The 18,157-nt window shown below is 69.0% G+C and carries 23 protein-coding genes; 12 read left to right on the plus strand and 11 right to left on the minus strand.

Annotated features, from left to right (window positions below; all coding sequences use genetic code 11):
- The coding region (locus VGL85_RS09575) for a DNA primase (protein WP_331588475.1) at positions 1–765 on the minus strand (765 nt) is incomplete at its 3' end.
- Positions 766–927: 162 nt separating this feature from the next.
- Between VGL85_RS09575 and VGL85_RS09580 the strand changes: the two genes are divergently transcribed.
- Positions 928–1,173 (plus strand): hypothetical protein, encoded by a 246-nt coding sequence (locus VGL85_RS09580; protein ID WP_331588477.1) that lies wholly within the window; start codon positions 928–930, stop codon positions 1,171–1,173.
- Here the strand turns inward: VGL85_RS09580 and sigJ are convergent.
- The 6 genes from sigJ to VGL85_RS09610 form a co-directional block, all read right to left on the minus strand.
- Positions 1,170–2,063, minus strand: a complete 894-nt coding sequence (sigJ, locus tag VGL85_RS09585) for an RNA polymerase sigma factor SigJ (RefSeq protein ID WP_331588479.1) — start codon at positions 2,061–2,063, stop codon at positions 1,170–1,172. The genes VGL85_RS09580 and sigJ overlap by 4 nt on opposite strands.
- A gap of 10 nt (positions 2,064–2,073) precedes the next feature.
- Positions 2,074–2,625, minus strand: coding sequence for a hypothetical protein (locus VGL85_RS09590; protein ID WP_331588481.1), 552 nt, complete (start codon positions 2,623–2,625; stop codon positions 2,074–2,076).
- A complete protein-coding gene (locus VGL85_RS09595) occupies positions 2,625–3,005 on the minus strand; it encodes a hypothetical protein (protein ID WP_331588483.1) in 381 nt (126 codons plus the stop codon). Before VGL85_RS09595 ends, VGL85_RS09590 begins: the two co-directional genes overlap by 1 nt.
- A 178-nt stretch (positions 3,006–3,183) precedes the next feature.
- A complete protein-coding gene (locus tag VGL85_RS09600) occupies positions 3,184–3,879 on the minus strand; it encodes an HAD family hydrolase (protein WP_331588485.1) in 696 nt (231 codons plus the stop codon).
- 67 nt (positions 3,880–3,946) lie between these two features.
- Positions 3,947–4,192 carry a DUF1272 domain-containing protein gene (locus VGL85_RS09605; protein ID WP_331588487.1) on the minus strand — a complete coding sequence of 82 codons (246 nt, stop codon included), beginning with the start codon at positions 4,190–4,192 and terminating at the stop codon, positions 3,947–3,949.
- A 68-nt stretch (positions 4,193–4,260) separates the two neighbouring features.
- Entirely contained in the window at positions 4,261–4,701 is a 441-nt protein-coding gene (locus tag VGL85_RS09610) for a DUF1330 domain-containing protein (protein WP_331588488.1), read from the minus strand.
- A 132-nt stretch (positions 4,702–4,833) separates the two neighbouring features.
- Between VGL85_RS09610 and carA the strand changes: the two genes are divergently transcribed.
- On the plus strand, positions 4,834–6,003 hold the full coding sequence (gene carA / locus VGL85_RS09615; protein ID WP_331588490.1) for a glutamine-hydrolyzing carbamoyl-phosphate synthase small subunit: 1,170 nt from the start codon (positions 4,834–4,836) through the stop codon (positions 6,001–6,003).
- Between the two features lie 39 nt (positions 6,004–6,042).
- Here carA and VGL85_RS09620 read toward each other — a convergent pair whose 3' ends face one another.
- Positions 6,043–6,444 (minus strand): GxxExxY protein, encoded by a 402-nt coding sequence (locus VGL85_RS09620; RefSeq protein WP_331588492.1) that lies wholly within the window; start codon positions 6,442–6,444, stop codon positions 6,043–6,045.
- A 126-nt stretch (positions 6,445–6,570) separates the two neighbouring features.
- Here VGL85_RS09620 and VGL85_RS09625 point away from each other — a divergent pair, with 126 nt between their 5' ends.
- The gene (locus tag VGL85_RS09625) at positions 6,571–6,846 is read left to right on the plus strand and encodes a hypothetical protein (RefSeq protein WP_331588494.1); all 276 of its coding nucleotides are present in this window, start codon (positions 6,571–6,573) and stop codon (positions 6,844–6,846) included.
- A 22-nt stretch (positions 6,847–6,868) separates the two neighbouring features.
- Here the strand turns inward: VGL85_RS09625 and VGL85_RS09630 are convergent, their stop codons facing one another.
- Together VGL85_RS09630 and VGL85_RS09635 are read right to left on the minus strand one after the other, a co-directional pair.
- Positions 6,869–7,600, minus strand: coding sequence for an anti-sigma factor (locus tag VGL85_RS09630; protein ID WP_331588496.1), 732 nt, complete (start codon positions 7,598–7,600; stop codon positions 6,869–6,871).
- A complete protein-coding gene (locus VGL85_RS09635) occupies positions 7,597–8,151 on the minus strand; it encodes a sigma-70 family RNA polymerase sigma factor (protein WP_331588498.1) in 555 nt (184 codons plus the stop codon). The genes VGL85_RS09630 and VGL85_RS09635 overlap by 4 nt, the downstream gene beginning before the upstream one ends.
- A 282-nt stretch (positions 8,152–8,433) precedes the next feature.
- On the opposite strand from VGL85_RS09635, the gene carB reads away from it, so the two are divergent.
- The 6 genes from carB to VGL85_RS09665 all read left to right on the plus strand — a co-directional run bounded on the left by carB (position 8,434) and on the right by VGL85_RS09665 (position 15,279).
- Entirely contained in the window at positions 8,434–11,724 is a 3,291-nt protein-coding gene (carB, locus tag VGL85_RS09640) for a carbamoyl-phosphate synthase large subunit (RefSeq protein ID WP_331588499.1), read from the plus strand.
- A gap of 57 nt (positions 11,725–11,781) precedes the next feature.
- Positions 11,782–12,783, plus strand: coding sequence for an alpha/beta hydrolase-fold protein (locus VGL85_RS09645; protein WP_331588501.1), 1,002 nt, complete (start codon positions 11,782–11,784; stop codon positions 12,781–12,783).
- Positions 12,784–13,031: 248 nt separating this feature from the next.
- Positions 13,032–13,196: a hypothetical protein gene (locus VGL85_RS09650; protein WP_331588504.1), complete on the plus strand. Its 165-nt coding sequence runs from the start codon at positions 13,032–13,034 to the stop codon at positions 13,194–13,196.
- Positions 13,197–13,324: 128 nt separating this feature from the next.
- Complete coding sequence (locus VGL85_RS09655) at positions 13,325–14,125, plus strand: glucose 1-dehydrogenase (protein ID WP_331588506.1); 801 nt, start codon at positions 13,325–13,327, stop codon at positions 14,123–14,125.
- Between the two features lie 9 nt (positions 14,126–14,134).
- The gene (locus VGL85_RS09660; protein ID WP_331588508.1) at positions 14,135–14,635 is read left to right on the plus strand and encodes an ATP-binding protein; all 501 of its coding nucleotides are present in this window, start codon (positions 14,135–14,137) and stop codon (positions 14,633–14,635) included.
- A 14-nt stretch (positions 14,636–14,649) separates the two neighbouring features.
- Positions 14,650–15,279, plus strand: a complete 630-nt coding sequence (locus VGL85_RS09665) for a carboxymuconolactone decarboxylase family protein (protein ID WP_331588510.1) — start codon at positions 14,650–14,652, stop codon at positions 15,277–15,279.
- Here the strand turns inward: VGL85_RS09665 and VGL85_RS09670 are convergent.
- Positions 15,276–15,911, minus strand: a complete 636-nt coding sequence (locus VGL85_RS09670) for a glutathione S-transferase family protein (RefSeq protein ID WP_331588512.1) — start codon at positions 15,909–15,911, stop codon at positions 15,276–15,278. The two genes, VGL85_RS09665 and VGL85_RS09670, sit on opposite strands and share 4 nt — an antisense overlap.
- Positions 15,912–15,992: 81 nt before the next feature.
- Between VGL85_RS09670 and VGL85_RS09675 the strand changes: the two genes are divergently transcribed.
- From VGL85_RS09675 to VGL85_RS09685, 3 genes are all read left to right on the plus strand, one after another.
- Complete coding sequence (locus VGL85_RS09675) at positions 15,993–16,367, plus strand: nuclear transport factor 2 family protein (RefSeq protein ID WP_331588514.1); 375 nt, start codon at positions 15,993–15,995, stop codon at positions 16,365–16,367.
- 194 nt (positions 16,368–16,561) lie between these two features.
- Entirely contained in the window at positions 16,562–17,035 is a 474-nt protein-coding gene (gene greA / locus VGL85_RS09680) for a transcription elongation factor GreA (protein WP_331588516.1), read from the plus strand.
- 10 nt (positions 17,036–17,045) lie between these two features.
- Positions 17,046–18,056: a mitochondrial fission ELM1 family protein gene (locus tag VGL85_RS09685; protein ID WP_331588518.1), complete on the plus strand. Its 1,011-nt coding sequence runs from the start codon at positions 17,046–17,048 to the stop codon at positions 18,054–18,056.
- Positions 18,057–18,157 lie beyond the last annotated feature (101 nt).

Genomic DNA, 18,157 nt, shown 5'->3' on the forward strand with positions numbered 1-18,157 from the left:
CGCGGCGATGATCTTCCGCGCTTCCGCGAGGCCATAGAGCTGGTGGCCCTTGTGGAAGATCGAGGTCTCCGGGCCGTTCAGATATTTGGCGCGGGCCTGCGGATCCATCGCCCGGCCGCCGAAGGAGACGATGCGACCCCGTGCATCGCCGATCGGGAAGATGATCCGGTCTCGGAACCGGTCGTAGGGCGCCCCACCCTCTTCCGGCGCGATCAACAGGCCGGTCTCGACCAGCTCGCCCGGTCGCGCGCCTTTGGCCACAAGGTAGTCCTTGAGCGCGGTGCGCCCCGGCGGCGAGAAACCCAGGCGAAACCGCGCCCAATCCTTCTCCGGCAGGCCACGGCGTTCGAGATAGGCGCGGGCCTCGCGGCCGGAGGGCCGGCGCAGCTCCGCCTCGAACCACTGGGCGGCCAGTTCCAGCCATTCGGAGAGGCCCTGGCGGACCTTCTCCTGCTCCTGCGCGCGTGGGTCGATGGCGGGCAGCGGCACGCCGGCGTCCGCCGCCAGCCGCTCCACCGCCTCCACAAAGGTCAGGCGCTCGGCTTCCTGCAGGAAGGCGATGATGTCGCCGGTCTTGCCGGACGAGAAGTCGAAGAACTGGCCCTTGTCGTCGTTGACGTAGAAGCTGGGCGTCTTCTCCTTGGTGAAGGGCGAGAGGCCCACGTACTCGCGGCCCTGCCGGCGCAGCTTCACCGTCTTGCCGATCACGTCGGAGGGACGCAGCCGGGATTTGATCTCGTCGAGGAAGTGTTCGTCGAAGCGCACGGGAGGATCATAGAGCCTTTGGGGCTGTGGCGCCGCAAGTTGAGCGCCGATTCCTTCCCCAGGCCGGCCATTTTGATCCCCAGGAACATTTGACCTTTCGCGCCCCAGGGGAGATGTTGCGGCCTCCTGTTGCGTGCTGATTTGGGGGACCGCCGCGTGATCATGTGGCTTCGTCTCGCGGGCGCTCTGCTGGTGACGCTCGCCGCTATCGGCGCTCTGGAATACTTCGGCGTGAGCCGGGTGCTGGGCGGCCGTTCCGCCGACGACGCGCGCGTCGCCGCCTATGCGCCGGCCCGTGAGATCTTCTGGGTGATGATCTTCTTCGTGGTCATGGCGACCTCGCTGCTGGCGGCCGCGCGCCGCTGGGCGGGGCAGCTGAAGCGCGCCGTCGTGCGCACGCGGCGCTAGCCCCCGCCGATGCGGGTCAGCTTGTCCGGATTGCGCATGACGTAGACGGCGGCGATGCGCCCGTCGGCGTCGGCTTCCAGCACCATGGTCTCCGGCCCGTCGTGCAGGTGCATGATGAGGCCGGGCGCGCCGTTGATCCGGGCCATGTCGAAGCGCTCCACCGGCGGCAGGCCGTGGCGCCACTGCAGGCCGCGGAACAGCCGCAGGATGTCCTCGCGCCCGACCAGCACGCGCAGGGCCGCCGGCCGCTTGCCGCCGGAATCGGTGACCATCACCGCATCCTCGGCCAGCATAGCGGAGAGCGCGCTGAAATCGGCGGTGGCCGAGGCCGTGGCGAACGCTGTGACCAGCTTCTGGGCGGTCGCCGCGTCGACCGAGAAACGCGGTCGCGCGTCGCGGACATGCTCGCGGGCGCGGCTGGCCAACTGGCGCACCGCCGCCTCGGAGCGATCGAGCGTGCCGGCGACCGAGGCGTAGTCCTCGTCGAACACGTCGTGCAGCAGGAAGACCGCCCGCTCCAGCGGCGACAACCGCTCCAGCGCCAGCAGGAAGGCCACCGAGACGTCCTCGGCGCGCTCCACCGGATCGGCCAGGGGCTCGACCAGCGGTTCGGGCAGCCAGGGGCCACGATAGTGCTCGCGCTCGGCCTTGGCGGCGCGCAGGCGGTCGATGCACAGCCGTGTCGCAGCCCGCACCAGCCAGGCGGCGGGCTCGGCGATGTCGTCGCCGGCCCGGGTCCAGCGCAGCCAGGCGTCCTGCACCGCGTCCTCCGCCTCGGTCACCGAGCCCAGCATGCGGTAGGCGAGCCGCATGAGGCGTGGGCGCTGGGCCTCGAAGGCTTCGGTCCGTTCCGCGTCCTTCCGGGCTGCGTCGGTCTTCGCCGTGTCCATGACGCCCATCCTACGCCGCCAACGGCAGGTGGACGACCGGCGTGGCAACCCCGGCGACGACGACCTTCGAGCAGGCCTTGCCATGGCCGAGCGCGTATTTCAGCGTCGGGTACATCCGCGCCGCGGTCAGCGACAGGCCGATGGCGACCAGCGCCTTGTCGCCCCAGCGGCGGACGATCTCGTCGCGCAGCGGGTCGCAGGCTTCCATGTCGCGGGCCAGGCTGGCGCGGGCGAAGCGCCAGGCGAGCGCGGCGGTCTCGCCCATGGCGGCCTCGTCGCCGGCCAGGACGGCGCGGATGACCGCCGGATCCAGCCCCTGGGCCGCAGCCATGTCGACGCCGATCTGGGTGCAGGGGCCGCAGTCCTCGCTGAGCGTGCCGGCCAGGCCGGCAGCCAGGATCGCCTCGGGCGGCGCGGCGGCGCGGTCGGCCGCCTGGGTCCCGAACATGAACTTCAGGAAGCTCCAGGAATTCACCGCCAGCACGTCGCGCATGTAGCTGGCGTCGTAGCTCCACTGGCGTTCGAACTTGTCGAGGTAGCGGGAGAAATAGGCCTTGAGCATCACGAACTCCGTTGCGGGCGAAGGGCGAGGAAAAGGGTGAGGATGGCGGGCAGGTAGACGCCGGCGAAGTCGCGGGCGACGTCGCTCAGGGGGTGGGTCCCGCAGGCGGCGTCAAAGACGTGGACCGCGGCGTGCAGGGTGAGGAAGGCGCTGGCCGCGGCGAGCGCCGGCCAGGCCTGGCGCGGCCACGCGGCGAAGGCGGCGAGGCTCAGGCCTACAACCAGATAGGCCGCCCCGATGTCACGCACGAAGTGGGGATTGTAGGGCCCCGTGGCGATCACGCCGGGGACGACGCCGTACCACCACAGGCCGGCGAACAGCATGGCGAGGCCGTTCAGGCTGAGGACGACGGCCAGGATGGCGGAGATGGCGCGGCCCACGGCGAGGCTCCCTCTGTTCGGAAACCTGGACGCACGGGCCGGCGCGTTTGTGACACGCGGCTCCCTCAAAGATCGTCATGGCGGGGCTTGTCCCGGCCACCCATGAACGCCGATGCCGATCCGGCGACGCCTGTGCATATGGGTCCCCGCACAGGGCCTGGGATGACAGCTTGTGGATCTAGGGGAGCGAGTGGACCCACCCGGGAAATTCGGCGATGGAGGCCAGTTCGGCGAAACGGGGGTGGCCGACGGGCGGCTCGGCGACCTCGTGCGCCCAGGTCAGCGGATAGGGGATGTGGGCGGCATAGGCGCCGGCGTCCAGCGCCGGGATGACGTCGGAGCGCAGGGAGTTGCCGCACATGGCCGCCTCGCCCGCGCCGGTGCCGTAGCGCGAAAATACCCGCTCGTAGGTGGCGGCGTCCTTCTCGCTGACGATCTCGACGCCGACGAACAGCTCCCCCAGGCCGCTGGCGGCCAGCTTCTGCTCCTGGTGCAGCAGGTCGCCCTTGGTGATGAGCACCAGGCGGTAGCGCCGGGAGAGCTCATCCAGCGCCTGGGGCACGCCCGGCAGGGGCTCGACCGGATGGCTCAGCATCTCGCGCCCGGCGGCCAGGATGTCGGCGATCATGCGGCCGGGCGGCTGGCCGACGGTGACGTCCATGGCGGTCTCGATCAGCGACAGGGTGAAGCCCTTCACCCCATAGCCGTAGAGGGCGAGGTTTCGCCGCTCCACCTCGGCCAGGCGGGCGTCGAGGAATTCCGGCTCGGCGTAGTCGGCCATGAGCGCGCGGAAGCGATCCTGCGTCAGGCGGAAGATCGTCTCGTTGTGCCAGAGCGTGTCGTCGGCATCGAGGCCGACCGTGGTGATGGCCATGGCGCGCGCTTTTACGCGCCGCAAGCCCGCCTCGCTAGGCCGCGCAGGCCCCTAAGCAGCGCGGGCCCTAAGCCGCACAGGCCTTGTGCTTGCCGACGAACCGCTCGGTTGAGGCCGGGTGCTTGGCCAGCAGGGCGGGCGGGCGGATCGGGCGGACGGTGAAGTCGCCGCCGCAGTTCGGGCAGGCGCCGCCGAACCTGGTCACCGCGCAGTCGGCGCAGAAGGTGCATTCGAAGGTGCAGATGCGCGCATCCGGGCTGTCAGGGGCCAGGTCGCGGTCGCAGCACTCGCAGTTGGGCTTGAGGATCAGCATGGCCCCATCCTGCCCGATCCGCCGTCCGGCCGGAAGGCCAAGGTTGCGGCGTTTCCGGACGTTGGCCGTCAGTGGCCCAGCTTGTCGTCGGGATCGAGCGGCGAGAGCCTGAGCAGGCGCGAGTCCGCCACTGCGGCGGTGCGGTGCGGCACGACGTTGGCGCGATAGTCCGGGTCGCGGACCATGTCTATGAAGGCCTGCGAGCCCGGGTATTCGACGATGAAGGCCAGGTCCCAGGCCTCGGAACCCGGCCCGGTGACCATCACCTGCGGGTCGCCCGCCCAGACCTGGCGGCTGCCCAGGCGCGCCAAATGTGGAGCGATGGCGCGGCCGTACTCGCGATAGGCGTCGCGGCCGCTGATCGCCTGGCCATGGTTCGGATGGCCCTCGGGATAGGCGGCGGTCTCGCGCAGGCGGATCAGGTTCAGCATGTGGATCGGCCGGTCGCGCGGCAGGGATTTGAAGATGTCCCAGGCCGCCCGGTCCGGGTCGATGTAGCCTTCGGTCATTCGCCGTCCCCTCCCTGGCCCCTCGTGGGGTTATGTCGCGACGCTTCGCGTGCCATATGCCCACATTGACCGCGCGGGTGGGACTCACTACCTACGCGCCCGTTTGCCCGCCGACCCGAAGAGGACCTCGCCATGAGCCGCGACCTGCTGCCCGGATGCACCGGCGTGCTGGCCCTGGCCGACGGCACGATCCTGCAGGGAATCGGCGTGGGCGCGGTGGGCAAGGCGGTCGGCGAGGTGTGCTTCAACACCGCCATGACCGGCTATCAGGAGATCCTGACCGACCCCTCCTACATGGCCCAGATCGTGGCCTTCACCTTCCCGCACATCGGCAACACCGGCACGACCACCGAGGACCTGGAGCAGGTCTCCGGCTCGGCGGAGACGGCGGCCCGGGGCGCGATCTTCCGCGACCTGCCGACCGAACCGGCCAACTGGCGGGCCAATGCCGACCTGCCGGCCTGGATGGCCAGGCGCGGCGTCGTCGGCCTGTCGGGCGTCGACACCCGCGCGCTCACCCGGGCGATCCGCGAGAAGGGCATGCCGCACGCGGTGATCGCCCACGATCCGCAGGGCCGGTTCGACCTCGACGCCCTGGTGGCGGAAGCGGCGGCCTGGAGTGGTCTCGAGGGGCTGGACCTGGCCAAGGACGCCTCCTGCCTGCAGCCGTTCGTCTTCGACCAAGGCCTGTGGTCGTGGCCGGAGGGCTACGAGAAGCCGGCGGACAAGCCGAAGTACGAGGTCGTGGTCGTCGACTACGGCGTGAAGCGCAACATCCTGCGCGCGCTGACCAGCGTCGGCGCACGCGCCACCGTGGTGCCGGCCAAGACCACCGCCGAGGAGATCCTGGCCCGCAAGCCGGACGGGGTGCTGCTCTCCAACGGTCCCGGCGACCCGGCGGCGACCGGCGAATACGCCGTGCCGGAGATCCGGAAGCTGATCGAGAGCGGTACGCCGGTGTTCGGCATCTGCCTGGGCCACCAGATGCTGTCGCTGGCGGTGGGCGCGAAGACCAGGAAGATGGACCAGGGCCACCACGGGGCGAACCACCCGGTGAAGGACCTGACCACCGGCAAGGTGGAAATCGTCTCCATGAACCACGGCTTCACCGTCGACCGCGACAGCCTGCCCGCGCCGGTGGTGGAGACCCACGTCTCGCTGTTTGACGGCACCAACGCCGGCATCGCGCTGAAGGACCGGCCGGTGTTCTCTGTCCAGCACCACCCGGAGGCCTCGCCCGGGCCGACGGACAGCCTCTATCTGTTCGAGCGCTTCGCCGAGATGATGGACAGGAAGAGGTAGAAATTTAAACCACGGAATACACGGAACACACGGAAGGATTCAGAGCGCGAAGCGCTCGATCCGGACTCCGGGCGTCGCGCCGAAATTGATAAGCAGTCCGAGCTTCAGCCCCGCGCCATGCAGATAGTTGATTGTTTGCGCCCGATGCTCGGGCGCGATTTCGCGCGTGGCCTTCAACTCCACCACAATCCGATCAAAGCAAACGAAGTCAGGCACATAGGTCTGATGGAGTTCACGCCCCTTGTAAGATAGCGCCAGCGGCTGCATCGCCGAGTAAGGGATTTGCTGTGCGGCGAATTCGATCGCCATGCACTCCTGATAGACGGCTTCCAGAAAGCCCGCGCCCATGGCGCGATAGACCTCGAACGCGACGCCCCGGATTCGAAACGTCTCCTCTGCGTAGAGCAGATTTCCGTGTGGTCCGTGTGTTCCGTGGTTCATTCCATAGCGAAGCTAGCATCTTCGCCAGATGAGAACAATAAGGGAACATTTGGGAGATCCTAGCCTGGCTTTCGCAACCCTCGCCTTCGCCAGTTCGTTCTTCTTCGCACCTGAGGAGAATTGATGATGTTGAAGATTCTTGTTCCAGCCATGGGGGTGGCGATGATCGCCGGGGGGGCGATGGCTCAGCCTACTCCGGCGGAGCAGGTGGGCATGTTCGTTGGCGACAACAACACCAACGGCTCGGCGGTGGTCGTCACCGACCGCAACGGGACCCACCCTGAGGGCTACCCCGGCATGTCGATCCTGAACCATGCCGCGGCCGGCCAGGGGGTGACGCCCCGGCGCCACCACCACCATCGCCACGCGTTCCTGGGCGTACCGATCACCCAGGGCCGCTAGGCCGCGCTGACGCGCCGCCGCGTCAGATCTTGGCGAGCTTGCCCACCGCGGTGATGGGCCCGGAGGGCGCATCGACCTTGGGCGAGCCGCCCGGCGGCTCGACCGAGACCGCCAGCGCCGAGCCCGCCGCCAGCGACGGCAGGTATTTCTCGGGCATCGGAATCGCCTTGGTCTTGCCAGGCTCCAGGATGCCCAGCGGCCGCGGCTTGCCGTCGGCCGGGATCACCCACAGCTCGTGCACGTGGGCCGGATCGTTGTTGGGCGTCACCAGGGAGGTGACGATCAGCGCCTTGCGGGTCGGATCGTAGGCGGCCACGAACAGCGGCACCGGCGCGCCGGACTGGCTGACCAGACTGGCGTCGAGCAACTGGCCCTGCTGGGCGCCGGTCGGGGCGACCACCGTCCTGACCGGCTGGTTGGCCAGCATCACCGCGACCGCCACGCTGGCGGCGGCGAGCGTGAGCGACCCGGCCGCCGTCCCGCGCCAGAAGCGCAGGCCGCGCACGGCCTCCAGATTGTCGTTGGCGCCCAGGGAGCGCTCGATCCGCAGCCACAGCGCCTGCGGCGCGGCGATGCCGTTCACGTTCTCAGCCATGGGCATGAGCCTTTCGCGCCACGCCTCGACCTCGGCCGCAAACGCCGGGTCGGACGCCATGCGGGCCTCGGCCTCGCGCCGTTCCGCCGAGCCCAACACGCCGAGCGCGTGCTCCGCGGCGAGGGCTTCGGCTTCCGAGAGTTCTGGTGCTTCGCTCATTGCGACAGACACCCCTTAAGCTTCGCCAGGCCCCGGCGCACCCAGCTTTTGACTGTGCCCAATGGCGTATCCATGCGACGCGCGAGCGCCTCATAGGTCACGCCCTCGAAAAAGGCCGTGCGGATGACTTTTTCCGTCCGCGGGTCCAGCTCGCTGAGGCAGTGGTGCAACCGCCCCTCCTCGCCCGCCGCGACCATCAAGGTCTCGGCGCTGACACCGCCGTCCGGGATCTCCAGGTCGTCGACCTGGTCCGCATAGGCCATGGGACCGCGCGCCCGAAGACGATCGATCGACCGGTTACGGGCGATCGTGGAGACCCAGGTCATGACGCTCGCACGCGCCGCATCGAAGCGGTCCGCACGACGCCAAACTGTGACATAGACCTCTTGCAAAACGTCCTCGGCCTCCTCGCGGTCAGAGAGGATACGAAGGCAGACGGCAAAAAGCTTCGAAGAGGTGGCGTCGTAAAGTTGTCGCAGGGCGGCGCGCTCACCCGAGGCGCAGCGGCGCATGAGGGCGGCGAGCTCGTCGGGGGTGGTTGCGGCGGCCAAGGTCGCGACTCGAACTCGCTAAACGGGCGCAAGGCCCAGGTTACAGCTCAAACGTTGCCCGCGGAATGCCGCCGGGGCAACCCCGTATGCCAAAGCTGTACGCTTCCGCGCCGGGAAACCCACTGTTTTCAAGTTCGGCGCCAGGGCGGCGGGGGTCCGACGCCGCCCGCAGTCCGGGCGGGGTTGCGCGCAAGGTCGCGCGTCTCTAAACGGGCGGCTTAACCTGCAGATTTGGCCGGGCGACGCGTGTCGAGCGCGCACGCCCCCGCGCGCGAGACAAGATTGCCCAAACGCACCGACATCGCCTCGATCCTGATCATCGGCGCCGGGCCCATCGTCATCGGCCAGGCGTGCGAGTTCGACTATTCGGGGGTGCAGGCCTGCAAGGCGCTGCGCGCCGAGGGCTATCGGATCGTGCTGGTGAACTCCAACCCGGCGACGATCATGACCGATCCGAACGTCGCCGACGCCACCTATATCGAGCCGATCACGCCCGGCATGGTCGAGAAGATCATCGCCAAGGAGCGGCCGGACGCCCTGCTGCCGACCATGGGCGGCCAGACGGCGCTGAACACCGCGCTCGCGCTGGAGAACTCGGGCGTGCTGAAAAAGTACGGCGTGGAGATGATCGGCGCGCGCGCCGAGGTGATCGACAAGGCCGAGGACCGCCAGAAATTCCGCGACGCCATGGACAAGCTGGGGCTGGAAAGCCCGAAGTCCAAGGCCGCCCACACAATGGACGAGGCGCTGGAAGGCCTGGAATTCGTCGGCCTGCCGGCGATCGTGCGGCCGAGCTTCACGCTCGCCGGCACCGGCGGCGGCATCGCCTACAACGTCGAGGAATTCCGCGAGATCGTCGAGCGCGGCCTGGACCTGTCGCCCACCACCGAGGTCCTGATCGAGGAGAGCGTGCTCGGCTGGAAGGAGTACGAAATGGAGGTCGTCCGCGACAAGGCGGACAACTGCATCATCGTCTGCTCCATCGAGAACATCGACCCGATGGGCGTCCACACCGGCGATTCCATCACCGTGGCCCCTGCGCTGACGCTGACCGACAAGGAATACCAGCGGATGCGCAAGGCCTCGATCGACGTGCTGCGCGAGATCGGGGTGGAGACCGGCGGCTCCAACGTGCAGTTCGCGGTCAATCCGGCCGACGGGCGCATGGTGGTGATCGAGATGAACCCGAGGGTGTCGCGCTCCTCGGCGCTGGCGTCCAAGGCCACCGGCTTCCCGATCGCCAAGGTCGCAGCCCGCCTGGCCGTGGGCTACACGCTGGACGAGCTGATGAACGACATCACCGGGGCGACACCTGCCTCGTTCGAGCCCTCCATCGACTATGTGGTCACCAAGATCCCGCGCTTCGCCTTCGAGAAGTATCCGGGCTCCGAGCCGTACCTCACCACCTCGATGAAGTCGGTGGGCGAGGTGATGGCCATCGGGCGCACCTTCGCCGAGAGCCTGCAGAAGGCGCTGCGCGGGCTGGAGACGGGCCTGTCGGGCCTCGACGAGGTGGAGATCGAGAACGCCCAGGACCCGGAGATGGGCCATGCGGCGATCCTGCGCGCGCTGGGCCAGCCGACGCCGGATCGCCTGCGGGTCATCGCCCAGGCCTTCCGCCACGGGCTGTCGGTGGAGGACGTCCACGCCGCCTGTTCCTACGAGCCCTGGTTCCTGCGCCAGATCGCGGCCCTGGTGGCTGAGGAGAAGCGCATCGCCTTCGAAGGCCTGCCGGCCGCGGCCCAGGGCATGCGGGCGCTGAAGGCGCAGGGCTTCTCCGACGCGCGGCTGGCGAAGCTCACCGGCTCGACCGAGGCTCGGGTGCGCGACGCGCGGCGCGCGCTGGGCGTGCGGCCGGTGTTCAAGCGCATCGACACCTGCGCCGGCGAGTTCCGGGCCGAGACGCCCTACATGTACTCGACCTATGAGACCGGGGCGCTGGGCCAGGAACCGGACTGCGAAAGCGAGCCGTCGGGCCGCAAGAAGGCGATCATCCTGGGCGGCGGGCCGAACCGCATCGGCCAGGGCATCGAGTTCGACTACTGCTGCTGCCACGCGGCCTTCGCGCTGGACGAGATCGGCGTGGAGTCGATCATGGTCAACTGCAACCCCGAGACCGTGTCGACCGACTACGACACCTCCGATCGCCTCTATTTCGAGCCGCTGACCGCCGAGGACGTGCTCGAACTGATCCACGTGGAGCAGTCGAACGGCGAACTGCTGGGCGTGATCGTCCAGTTCGGCGGCCAGACGCCGCTGAAGCTCGCCAAGCCGCTGGAAGACGCCGGGATCCCGATCCTCGGCACGACGCCTGACGCCATCGACCTGGCCGAGGACCGCGAGCGGTTCCAGCAGCTGCTGCACCGCCTGAAGATCGCCCAGCCGTTCAACGCCATCGCCAGGAGCCGCGAGGAGGCGTTCGAAGGCGCCCACCAGGTGGGCTACCCGGTGGTGATCCGGCCCTCCTATGTGCTGGGCGGCCGGGCCATGGAGATCGTCCGCGACGACGAGCAGCTCGACCGCTACATCCGCACCGCCGTGCAGGTCAGCGGCGACTCTCCCGTGCTGATCGACCAGTACCTGTCCCGCGCCACCGAGGTGGACGTGGACGCGCTGTGCGACGCCGAGGGCCAGGTGTTCGTGGCCGGGGTCATGGAGCACATCGAGGAGGCCGGCGTGCACTCGGGCGACAGCGCCTGTTCGCTGCCGCCGTTTTCGCTGAAGCCCGAGACCATCGCCGAGCTGAAGCGCCAGACCGAGGCCATGGCCCGGGCGCTGGAGGTCCGCGGCCTGATGAACGTGCAGTTCGCCATCGAGGAGCCGCACTCGGCCGAGCCGCGGATCTTCGTCCTGGAGGTCAATCCACGCGCCAGCCGCACGGTGCCTTTCGTGGCCAAGACCATCGGGCGGCCGCTGGCGGCGATCGCGGCGAAGGTGATGGCCGGCAAGCTGCTGAGCGACTTCGACCTGGCCGAGACGCCCTACGACCACGTCGCGGTCAAGGAAGCCGTCTTCCCCTTCGCCCGCTTCCCCGGCGTGGACACCGTGCTGGGGCCGGAGATGCGCTCCACCGGCGAGGTCATGGGCCTGGACTGGGTGCGCGACGGCGAGGGCCCGGGCCCGGCTTTCGCGCGCGCCTTCGCCAAGAGCCAGCTGGGCGGCGGCGTGGTGCTGCCCAAGGCCGGGACGGTGTTCGTCTCGGTGAAGGACGCCGACAAGCCCTGGGTGCTAGAGCCGGTGAAGCTGTTGATCGCCCACGGCTTCAAGGTGCTGGCCACCGGCGGCACCTGTTCCTACCTGGCCGGCGAGGGCGCGGCGGTGGAGCTGGTGAAGAAGGTGCTGGAGGGCCGCCCGCACATCGTCGACGCCATGAAGAACGGCGAGGTGCAGCTGGTGTTCAACACCACCGAGGGCCGCCAGTCGCTGGTGGACAGCTTCGAGCTGCGCCGCACGGCGCTGATGATGAAGATCCCCTACTACACCACCGCCGCCGGGGCCCTGGCGGCCGCCCAGGCGATCGTGGCCACGGTGGAGGACACGCTCGAGGTGCGGCCGCTGCAGAGCTACGCCTGAAATCTGTCCGTCGCGTCGGGCCGTGCTAGGCTTCCCGCGAAGACGGGGAGGATCGGCATGATCGGGCGCATGGTCGCGGTGGCGGCGGTGGTCTGGGCGCTGGCGGGCGGGGCGCTCGCCCAGGGCTCGAAGCTGGAGACGGCCGAGCTGGCGACTAGGCTGGCGCCCTCACCGGTCAAATATACGGTTCTGCTGCCGCCCGGCTACGACCCGGCCAAGGGTCCCTATCCATTGATGCTGCTGCTGCACGGCGGCGGCGGCGACAACGGCTTCCTGGCCAGCATGCGTCCGACCATCGAACAGGCCTGGGCGGCCGGCGAACTGCCGCCGCTGGTGGTGGTGACCCCCGACGCCAAGCGCTCGCTCTACATGGACTACCGCGATGGCTCCCAGAAATGGGAGAGCTTCATCGTGGGCGAGCTGATTCCGGCGGTGCGCCAGCGCTACAAGCTCTCGCCCGATCGCATGAAGACCGTGGTGACCGGCATCTCCATGGGCGGCCTGGGATCTCTGCGCCTGGGGCTCGACCATCCCGAGGTGTTCGGCGGTCTGGCCTCGCTGGAAGCGGGGATCGAGCCGGCGCTGAGCTTCGACGACGTGAAGATGCGCAACCGCTTCCAGCGCGACGACGCGTTCTTCAAGTCGATCTTCGGCGATCCGGTGGACCGGGCGTTCTGGAAGAAGGCCAACCCGGCCAACATGGCCATCGACAATCGCGCCAGGGTCCTGAGCTCGGGCCTGCAGATCTACCTGGAGGTCGGCGACCTCGACATGTTCCACCTCGACGAGGGCAATGAGTACCTGCACCGGGTGCTGTGGGACCACCAGATCCCGCACGAGTACCGCCTGGTCCACGGGGCCGACCACCTGGGCAAGTCGCTGGGCCCGCGCCTGCGCGACGGTTTCCGGTTCCTCACCGCCCATGTGCTGGCCCCGCCGCCGCCCGACACCAGCTACGCCGCCGGCAAGGCCGCCGTGGTCTCCCTGCGCCGGCGGATGGGCGTCGCCGACGACGAGCCCCGTCCACCCCTGCCGCCCACCGGCGCGCCCTCGCACTGACGCGGACTCCGGTTCGGAAACCGCCGGTCCGGCGCACCTGAACGCCGATCACATTGCGTCGGCGGTGGCGGGTTTTCGTTGACCGGGGTGCTTCCGGGGCGCAGCCTTTGCCTCAGAGGCCTGATTTGCGCAGGCTCAGCGGGTGTGCTCCGGCCGCCCGAGAAAGAACGGTCGGAACGGCGCCCGATGGCGTCTGACGCAGTCTGGCGGGGGCGGAGAACCCCCAAGCAGATTGGGAAGGACGTTGTATGCACTCTGACCATCCGGAAGTCCGGCATCACGCCAACAAGAACACAGCCCTGAAGCTCGAGGGCGTGGTCGGCAAGGTCATCGCCATCGTGGCGGTGATCATGATCGGAGCGTTCATCTGGGCGCTGTCCACCGGCAGCGGCACTCCGAGCTGGATGCACTGACCTTAAGGCGGCCGGCGCCAACGCGCCGGCCGATCGACACCGGGGATGCCTTCCGTCGCGTCGCACTGGCGACGTGATGCGGGGTGGTTTAGGCCTCCGTTCCTGATGGATCGAACGGGAGGATGACCATGGCTGGGCCCAAGGACGGAAGAGTCGCAGGCAAGGTGGCCCTGGTGACCGGCGGGGCGAGCGGCATCGGCCGCGGCTGCGCCGAGACGCTGGCCGCCGAGGGCGCGGTGGTCTTCGTCACCGACCTGCAGGACGACAAGGGCGCCGAGACGGTCGCGGCGATCCAGAAGGCGGGCGGCACGGCCAGCTACCTGCACCACGACGTCACCGACGAGGCGGCCTGGGAATCCGTGGTCGCAAAGGTGAAGGCGGCGCACGGCCGCCTCGACATCCTGGTCAACAACGCCGGCATCGGCCTGGGCGGCTCGGTGCTGACCATGACGCTGGCCGACTGGCAGCGGCAGATTGCGGTGAACCTGGACGGCGTCTTCCTGGGCGTGAAGCATTCGATCCCGCTGATGCGCGCTTCCGGCCAGGGCGGTTCGATCATCAACATGAGCTCGGTGGCGGGGCTGAAGGGCTCGGCGATCCTGGCTGGCTATTGCGCCACCAAGGGTGGGGTGCGGCTGTTCACCAAGTCGGTGGCCATGGAATGCGCCGAGGCCAAGGACGGCATCCGGGTCAATTCGGTCCACCCCGGGATCATCGAGACGCCGATCTGGCTCTCCATCGTCAACCCGCAGAACCCCGGCGCCAACGCCCCGCCCGACCTGGACGCGCTGTCGACCATGGCCGTGCCGCTGGGCGTCAAAGGCTTCCCGCAGGACATCGCCAACGGCATCCTGTGGCTGGCCAGCGACGAGAGCCGCTATGTGACCGGCGCCGAGCTGGTGATCGACGGCGGGCTTTCGGTCCGCTAGCACGAGCCCATGTCCGCGACCGTCAACGTCATCTTCGGGCCCTGCGGAGCCGGCAAGACCACCTACGCCCACACCTTCGCCCGGCGCGAGAAGGGCGTGGCCTTCATCCTGGACGACTGGATGGCGCGGATGTTCGGGCCCGACATGCCCGAGCCGCTGGAATACGAGTGGATGGTCGAGCGGGTGGGCCGCTGCGAGATGCAGATCTGGTCGGTCGCCGCCGCCGTGCTGGCGGCCGGGACGCCGGTGATCCTGGACATCGGCGTGATGCGGAGGGCCGACCGCGAGCGGGTGCGCCAGATCGCCGAGGGCGCTGGCCTGACCTTGCAGCTCCACTTCGTCGACGCCCCGGCCGAGGTGCGCCGCGCCCGCGTGGCCGGGCGCAATCAGGTGCGCGGCGAAACCTTCGCCATCGACGTGCCGCCGGACATGTTCGACTTCATCGAGGGCGTATACGAGGCGCCCGAGCCAGACGAGCTGAAAGGTGCGATCGTCAGCATCAGCGACTAGCGGGAGGGTGGGCCATGGGCCGAGCGACAGGATTTCTCCTGGCCGGGGTGCTGGGGCTGGCGCCCCTCGCCGCTTTCGCCGCCGACCGCTTTCCGCAGCTCACGCAAGACCAGATGAGCCCGGAGCAGCGCAAGGTGGCCGAGGCGATCGTGTCCGGCCCGCGCGCGAGCCTGGGCGGGCCGTTCAACGCCTGGCTGCGCAGCCCGGAGACCGCCGATCGCCTGCAGCGGGTGGGCGAACAGCTGCGCTTCCATTCCAGCGTCCCGCCCCGGCTGAACGAATTCGCTATCCTGATCACCGCGCGGGCCTGGGATGCGGACTACGAATGGTCGGCGCACTATCCGCTGGCCATGAAGGCCGGGCTCTCGCCGGCCATCGCCGCCGACCTGGCCCATGGCCGCCGCCCGCGCGGCATGGCCCCCGACGAGGCGGCGATCTACGACTTCACCGCCGAGCTTCGCCGTACGCACAAGGTGTCGGACCGCACCTATGAGGCGGCCCACAAGGTGCTGGGCGACCAGGGGATCGTCGATCTGACCGCGCTCGCCGGCTACTACGACCTGGTCTCCATGACCCTGAACGTGGCGCAGGTGAAGGCCCCGGCGAACGGGCGGAGCTTGCCGCCGGCCAAGGCGAAGCCCTAGACCGTGGCCGCGGCGTAGAACTCCGCCGGCCAGGTGGCGTCGGCGGCGCGGTGGAAGGCTTCGCGCAGGGTGAGGCGGTCGCGGTAGTCGACCAGTTCCGGCGTCTCGGGCAGCACCTTCTGGTACATCAGCCGCGCGAGCGTGCCGCCCAGCACCACGTCGGCGCCGGTGAACCGATCGCCCAGCAGATAGTCGCGGTCCTTCAGCACGCCGGTGACCACGGCCACCATGTCGTCGAAGGCGCCGAACGAGAAATCGAAGCCCGGCAGGTCGATCTTGTTCTTGTGCAGGGTGGCGACCGGGTCGACCACGGCGGTCGAGAACACCATCCACTTCAGGTACGGCCCGCGGTCGGGGTCGTCAATGCGCGGCGCGAGCGTCCCGTAGCCATAGCGGTCGGCCAGATAGATGGCGATGGCCGGGTTCTCGCTCACCACCACCTCGCCGTCGGTGAGGGTCGGCACCTTGCCGGCCGGGTTGAGCTTCAGATAGGCGGGCTGCTTCTGTTCGCCCTTGCGGATGTCGACGGTGCGCACGTTGAACGGCACGCCCAGCTCCTCCAGCATCCAGTAGGCGGTGAAGGCCCGGCTGGCCGGCGAATGGTAGAGGGTTATTCCACGCGGGCTCGCCATCACTATCTCTCGCGATATCTCTTGGGACGTGGCCCCTAAGCTAGGGTCGCGCTTCGCCTACCGCCACAGGAAGATCGCCAGATGCCCAGCCGGGACCGCGTGCAGGCCTTCGTCGCCCTGGTGGAGCAGGCGAGGTTCGTCGAGGCGATGGAGGACTTCTACCATCCGCACGCCACCATGCAGGACAATCAGGGCGAGCGCCGCGGCGGCCTGGATGTGCTGATCGCGGGCGAGAAGGCGACCATCGCCCGCTTCGCCCAGATGAAGACCGACCCCGTCACGGACCTGCTCATCGATGGCGACAAGGTGGTGATCCGCTGGCGCTTCACCTTCACGCCGGCCGAGGGCGCGCCGGTGGTCATGGAGGAGCTGACCCTGCAGCGCTGGGAGGGCGATCGCATCGCCGAGGAGCGCTTCTTCTACGACCCGCGCCAGCTGCGGCCGCCGCCGGCCTGAGCCCTGTCACCAATGGGTCGCATCCCCATGCTGCTTTGCGAAACCATGGATAACGACGTTGCGGGGTCACATAGCGCCGCTATGGTTGGGTTGCGTTTTGCGGCGCACAACACTATCCTTTTTCCCCCCGGACGCCTGCGCCCGCGGCCGGTACTCCTCCTCCAACTAAGGGCGAACTCGAGTCACCACCACCGATGGATAAAGTCCCGATGACCGCCGAGGGCTATCACGCCCTCGACGAAGAGCTGAAGCGTTTGAAGACCGTGGAGCGGCCCGCTGTGGTCGGCGCCATCGCCGAAGCGCGCGCGCACGGCGACCTGTCGGAGAACGCCGAGTACCACGCCGCCAAGGACCGTCAGGGCTGGATCGAAGGCCAGATCGCCGAGATCGAGGACAAGATGGCCCGCGCCCAGGTGATCGACGTCTCCAAGCTTTCCGGCAAGCAGGTGAAGTTCGGGGCCACGGTCACCGTCATCGACGAGGACACCGAGGAGCAGTCCCGCTACCAGATCGTTGGCGAGCACGAGGCCGACGTGAAGAAGGGCCGTGTCTCGATCACCTCGCCGATCGCCCGTTCGATGATCGGCAAGGAGAGCGGCGACGTGGTCGAGGTGAACACCCCCGGCGGCGTGAAGGCTTACGAGATCGCCAAGGTCGAGTGGGTCTAGCCACCCCTCGATGGCGGACCCCGCCTCGTCTTCTCCGGATCGCCGCCCCCTGACCATCTGGGCCGTCACCGACGGCCGCGTGGGCATCGAGGCCCAGGCCCTGGGCCTGGCCGAGGCGGTGGCGCGCCGCCGGCCGGCGCAGATCGTCGTCAAGCGGGTGAGCTGGCGCTGGGGCCTGGGCCGCCTGCCGTCCATGGCCCTGCCGAGGCTGGCGCTGCGCGCCGACAGCCCCATCGCCGCGCCCTGGCCCGATATCTGGATCGGCGCCGGCCGCGCCAGCCTGCCGCTGTCGCGCCGGGTGCGCCGCTGGTCGGGCGGCAAGACCATGGTCGTCCAGACCCAGAATCCGCGCGGGGCCCTGAGCGACTTCGACATGGTGGCGCCGCCGGTCCACGACGGGGTCGAAGGCCCCAACGTCTTCCCGATGGTGGGCTCGCCGACCCGGATGCACGCCGAAGGCTTCCAGCGCGAGCTGGCCCGCTTCAGCGACCGGATCGATCCCCTGCCGCATCCGCGCATCGCCATGATCGTCGGGGGCAAGTCCAAGACCCACGACCTGCCGCCCGAGCGCGCGCGGGCCATGGCGCAGGAGGTTGGCGCGGCGGTCCGCGCGGCCGGCGGCGCCCTGCTGCTCAGCTTCACCCGGCGCACGCCCGCGCCCGCCCGCGCGATCCTCACCGAGGCGCTGGGCGCCCTGCCCGGCTGGATCTGGGACGACCAGGACGGCCAGGCGGGCGAGAACCCCTATTTCGCGTTCCTGGCGGCGGCAGACCACATCCTGGTCACCGAGGATTCCACCAACCTGGCCACCGACGCGGCCACCACGGGACGGCCGGTGCATGTGCTGGCGATGGCCGGCGGCGGGCGCAAGTTCGAGCGCTTCCACCGCGACCTGGCGGAACGCGGGATCGCGCGGCGGTTCAGCGGCGCCTTCGATGCCTGGACTTATCCGCCGTTGGATGAAACAGAGCGCGCCGCCGAGGAACTCCTAAGACGTTTCGACGCACGAAAACTGACTTAGCTTGGCTTCGACGCGACTTGCGTCATGGTAAACACGCCGCGAGTTTGGCAAGACTTTCGCAACATCCTCGCGGCAAGCTGCCGCAAACCTTTTGAGTCGGG

The organism is Phenylobacterium sp. (genome assembly GCF_036501465.1).
In the GTDB taxonomy this organism is placed as follows: Bacteria; Pseudomonadota; Alphaproteobacteria; order Caulobacterales; family Caulobacteraceae; genus Phenylobacterium.

Coding starts and splice junctions, on each gene's coding strand:
- greA (WP_331588516.1), top strand. CDS start 16,562: ATGGATAAAGTCCCGATGACCGCCGAGGGCTATCACGCCCTCGACGAA.
- VGL85_RS09670 (WP_331588512.1), bottom strand. CDS start 15,911: ATGGCGAGCCCGCGTGGAATAACCCTCTACCATTCGCCGGCCAGCCGG.
- VGL85_RS09660 (WP_331588508.1), top strand. CDS start 14,135: ATGTCCGCGACCGTCAACGTCATCTTCGGGCCCTGCGGAGCCGGCAAG.
- VGL85_RS09610 (WP_331588488.1), bottom strand. CDS start 4,701: ATGACCGAAGGCTACATCGACCCGGACCGGGCGGCCTGGGACATCTTC.
- VGL85_RS09650 (WP_331588504.1), top strand. CDS start 13,032: ATGCACTCTGACCATCCGGAAGTCCGGCATCACGCCAACAAGAACACA.
- VGL85_RS09580 (WP_331588477.1), top strand. CDS start 928: ATGTGGCTTCGTCTCGCGGGCGCTCTGCTGGTGACGCTCGCCGCTATC.
- VGL85_RS09645 (WP_331588501.1), top strand. CDS start 11,782: ATGATCGGGCGCATGGTCGCGGTGGCGGCGGTGGTCTGGGCGCTGGCG.
- VGL85_RS09685 (WP_331588518.1), top strand. CDS start 17,046: ATGGCGGACCCCGCCTCGTCTTCTCCGGATCGCCGCCCCCTGACCATC.
- VGL85_RS09620 (WP_331588492.1), bottom strand. CDS start 6,444: ATGAACCACGGAACACACGGACCACACGGAAATCTGCTCTACGCAGAG.
- VGL85_RS09630 (WP_331588496.1), bottom strand. CDS start 7,600: ATGAGCGAAGCACCAGAACTCTCGGAAGCCGAAGCCCTCGCCGCGGAG.
- VGL85_RS09675 (WP_331588514.1), top strand. CDS start 15,993: ATGCCCAGCCGGGACCGCGTGCAGGCCTTCGTCGCCCTGGTGGAGCAG.
- VGL85_RS09600 (WP_331588485.1), bottom strand. CDS start 3,879: ATGGCCATCACCACGGTCGGCCTCGATGCCGACGACACGCTCTGGCAC.
- carA (WP_331588490.1), top strand. CDS start 4,834: ATGAGCCGCGACCTGCTGCCCGGATGCACCGGCGTGCTGGCCCTGGCC.
- sigJ (WP_331588479.1), bottom strand. CDS start 2,063: ATGGACACGGCGAAGACCGACGCAGCCCGGAAGGACGCGGAACGGACC.
- VGL85_RS09590 (WP_331588481.1), bottom strand. CDS start 2,625: ATGCTCAAGGCCTATTTCTCCCGCTACCTCGACAAGTTCGAACGCCAG.
- VGL85_RS09665 (WP_331588510.1), top strand. CDS start 14,650: ATGGGCCGAGCGACAGGATTTCTCCTGGCCGGGGTGCTGGGGCTGGCG.
- VGL85_RS09655 (WP_331588506.1), top strand. CDS start 13,325: ATGGCTGGGCCCAAGGACGGAAGAGTCGCAGGCAAGGTGGCCCTGGTG.
- VGL85_RS09625 (WP_331588494.1), top strand. CDS start 6,571: ATGTTGAAGATTCTTGTTCCAGCCATGGGGGTGGCGATGATCGCCGGG.
- VGL85_RS09605 (WP_331588487.1), bottom strand. CDS start 4,192: ATGCTGATCCTCAAGCCCAACTGCGAGTGCTGCGACCGCGACCTGGCC.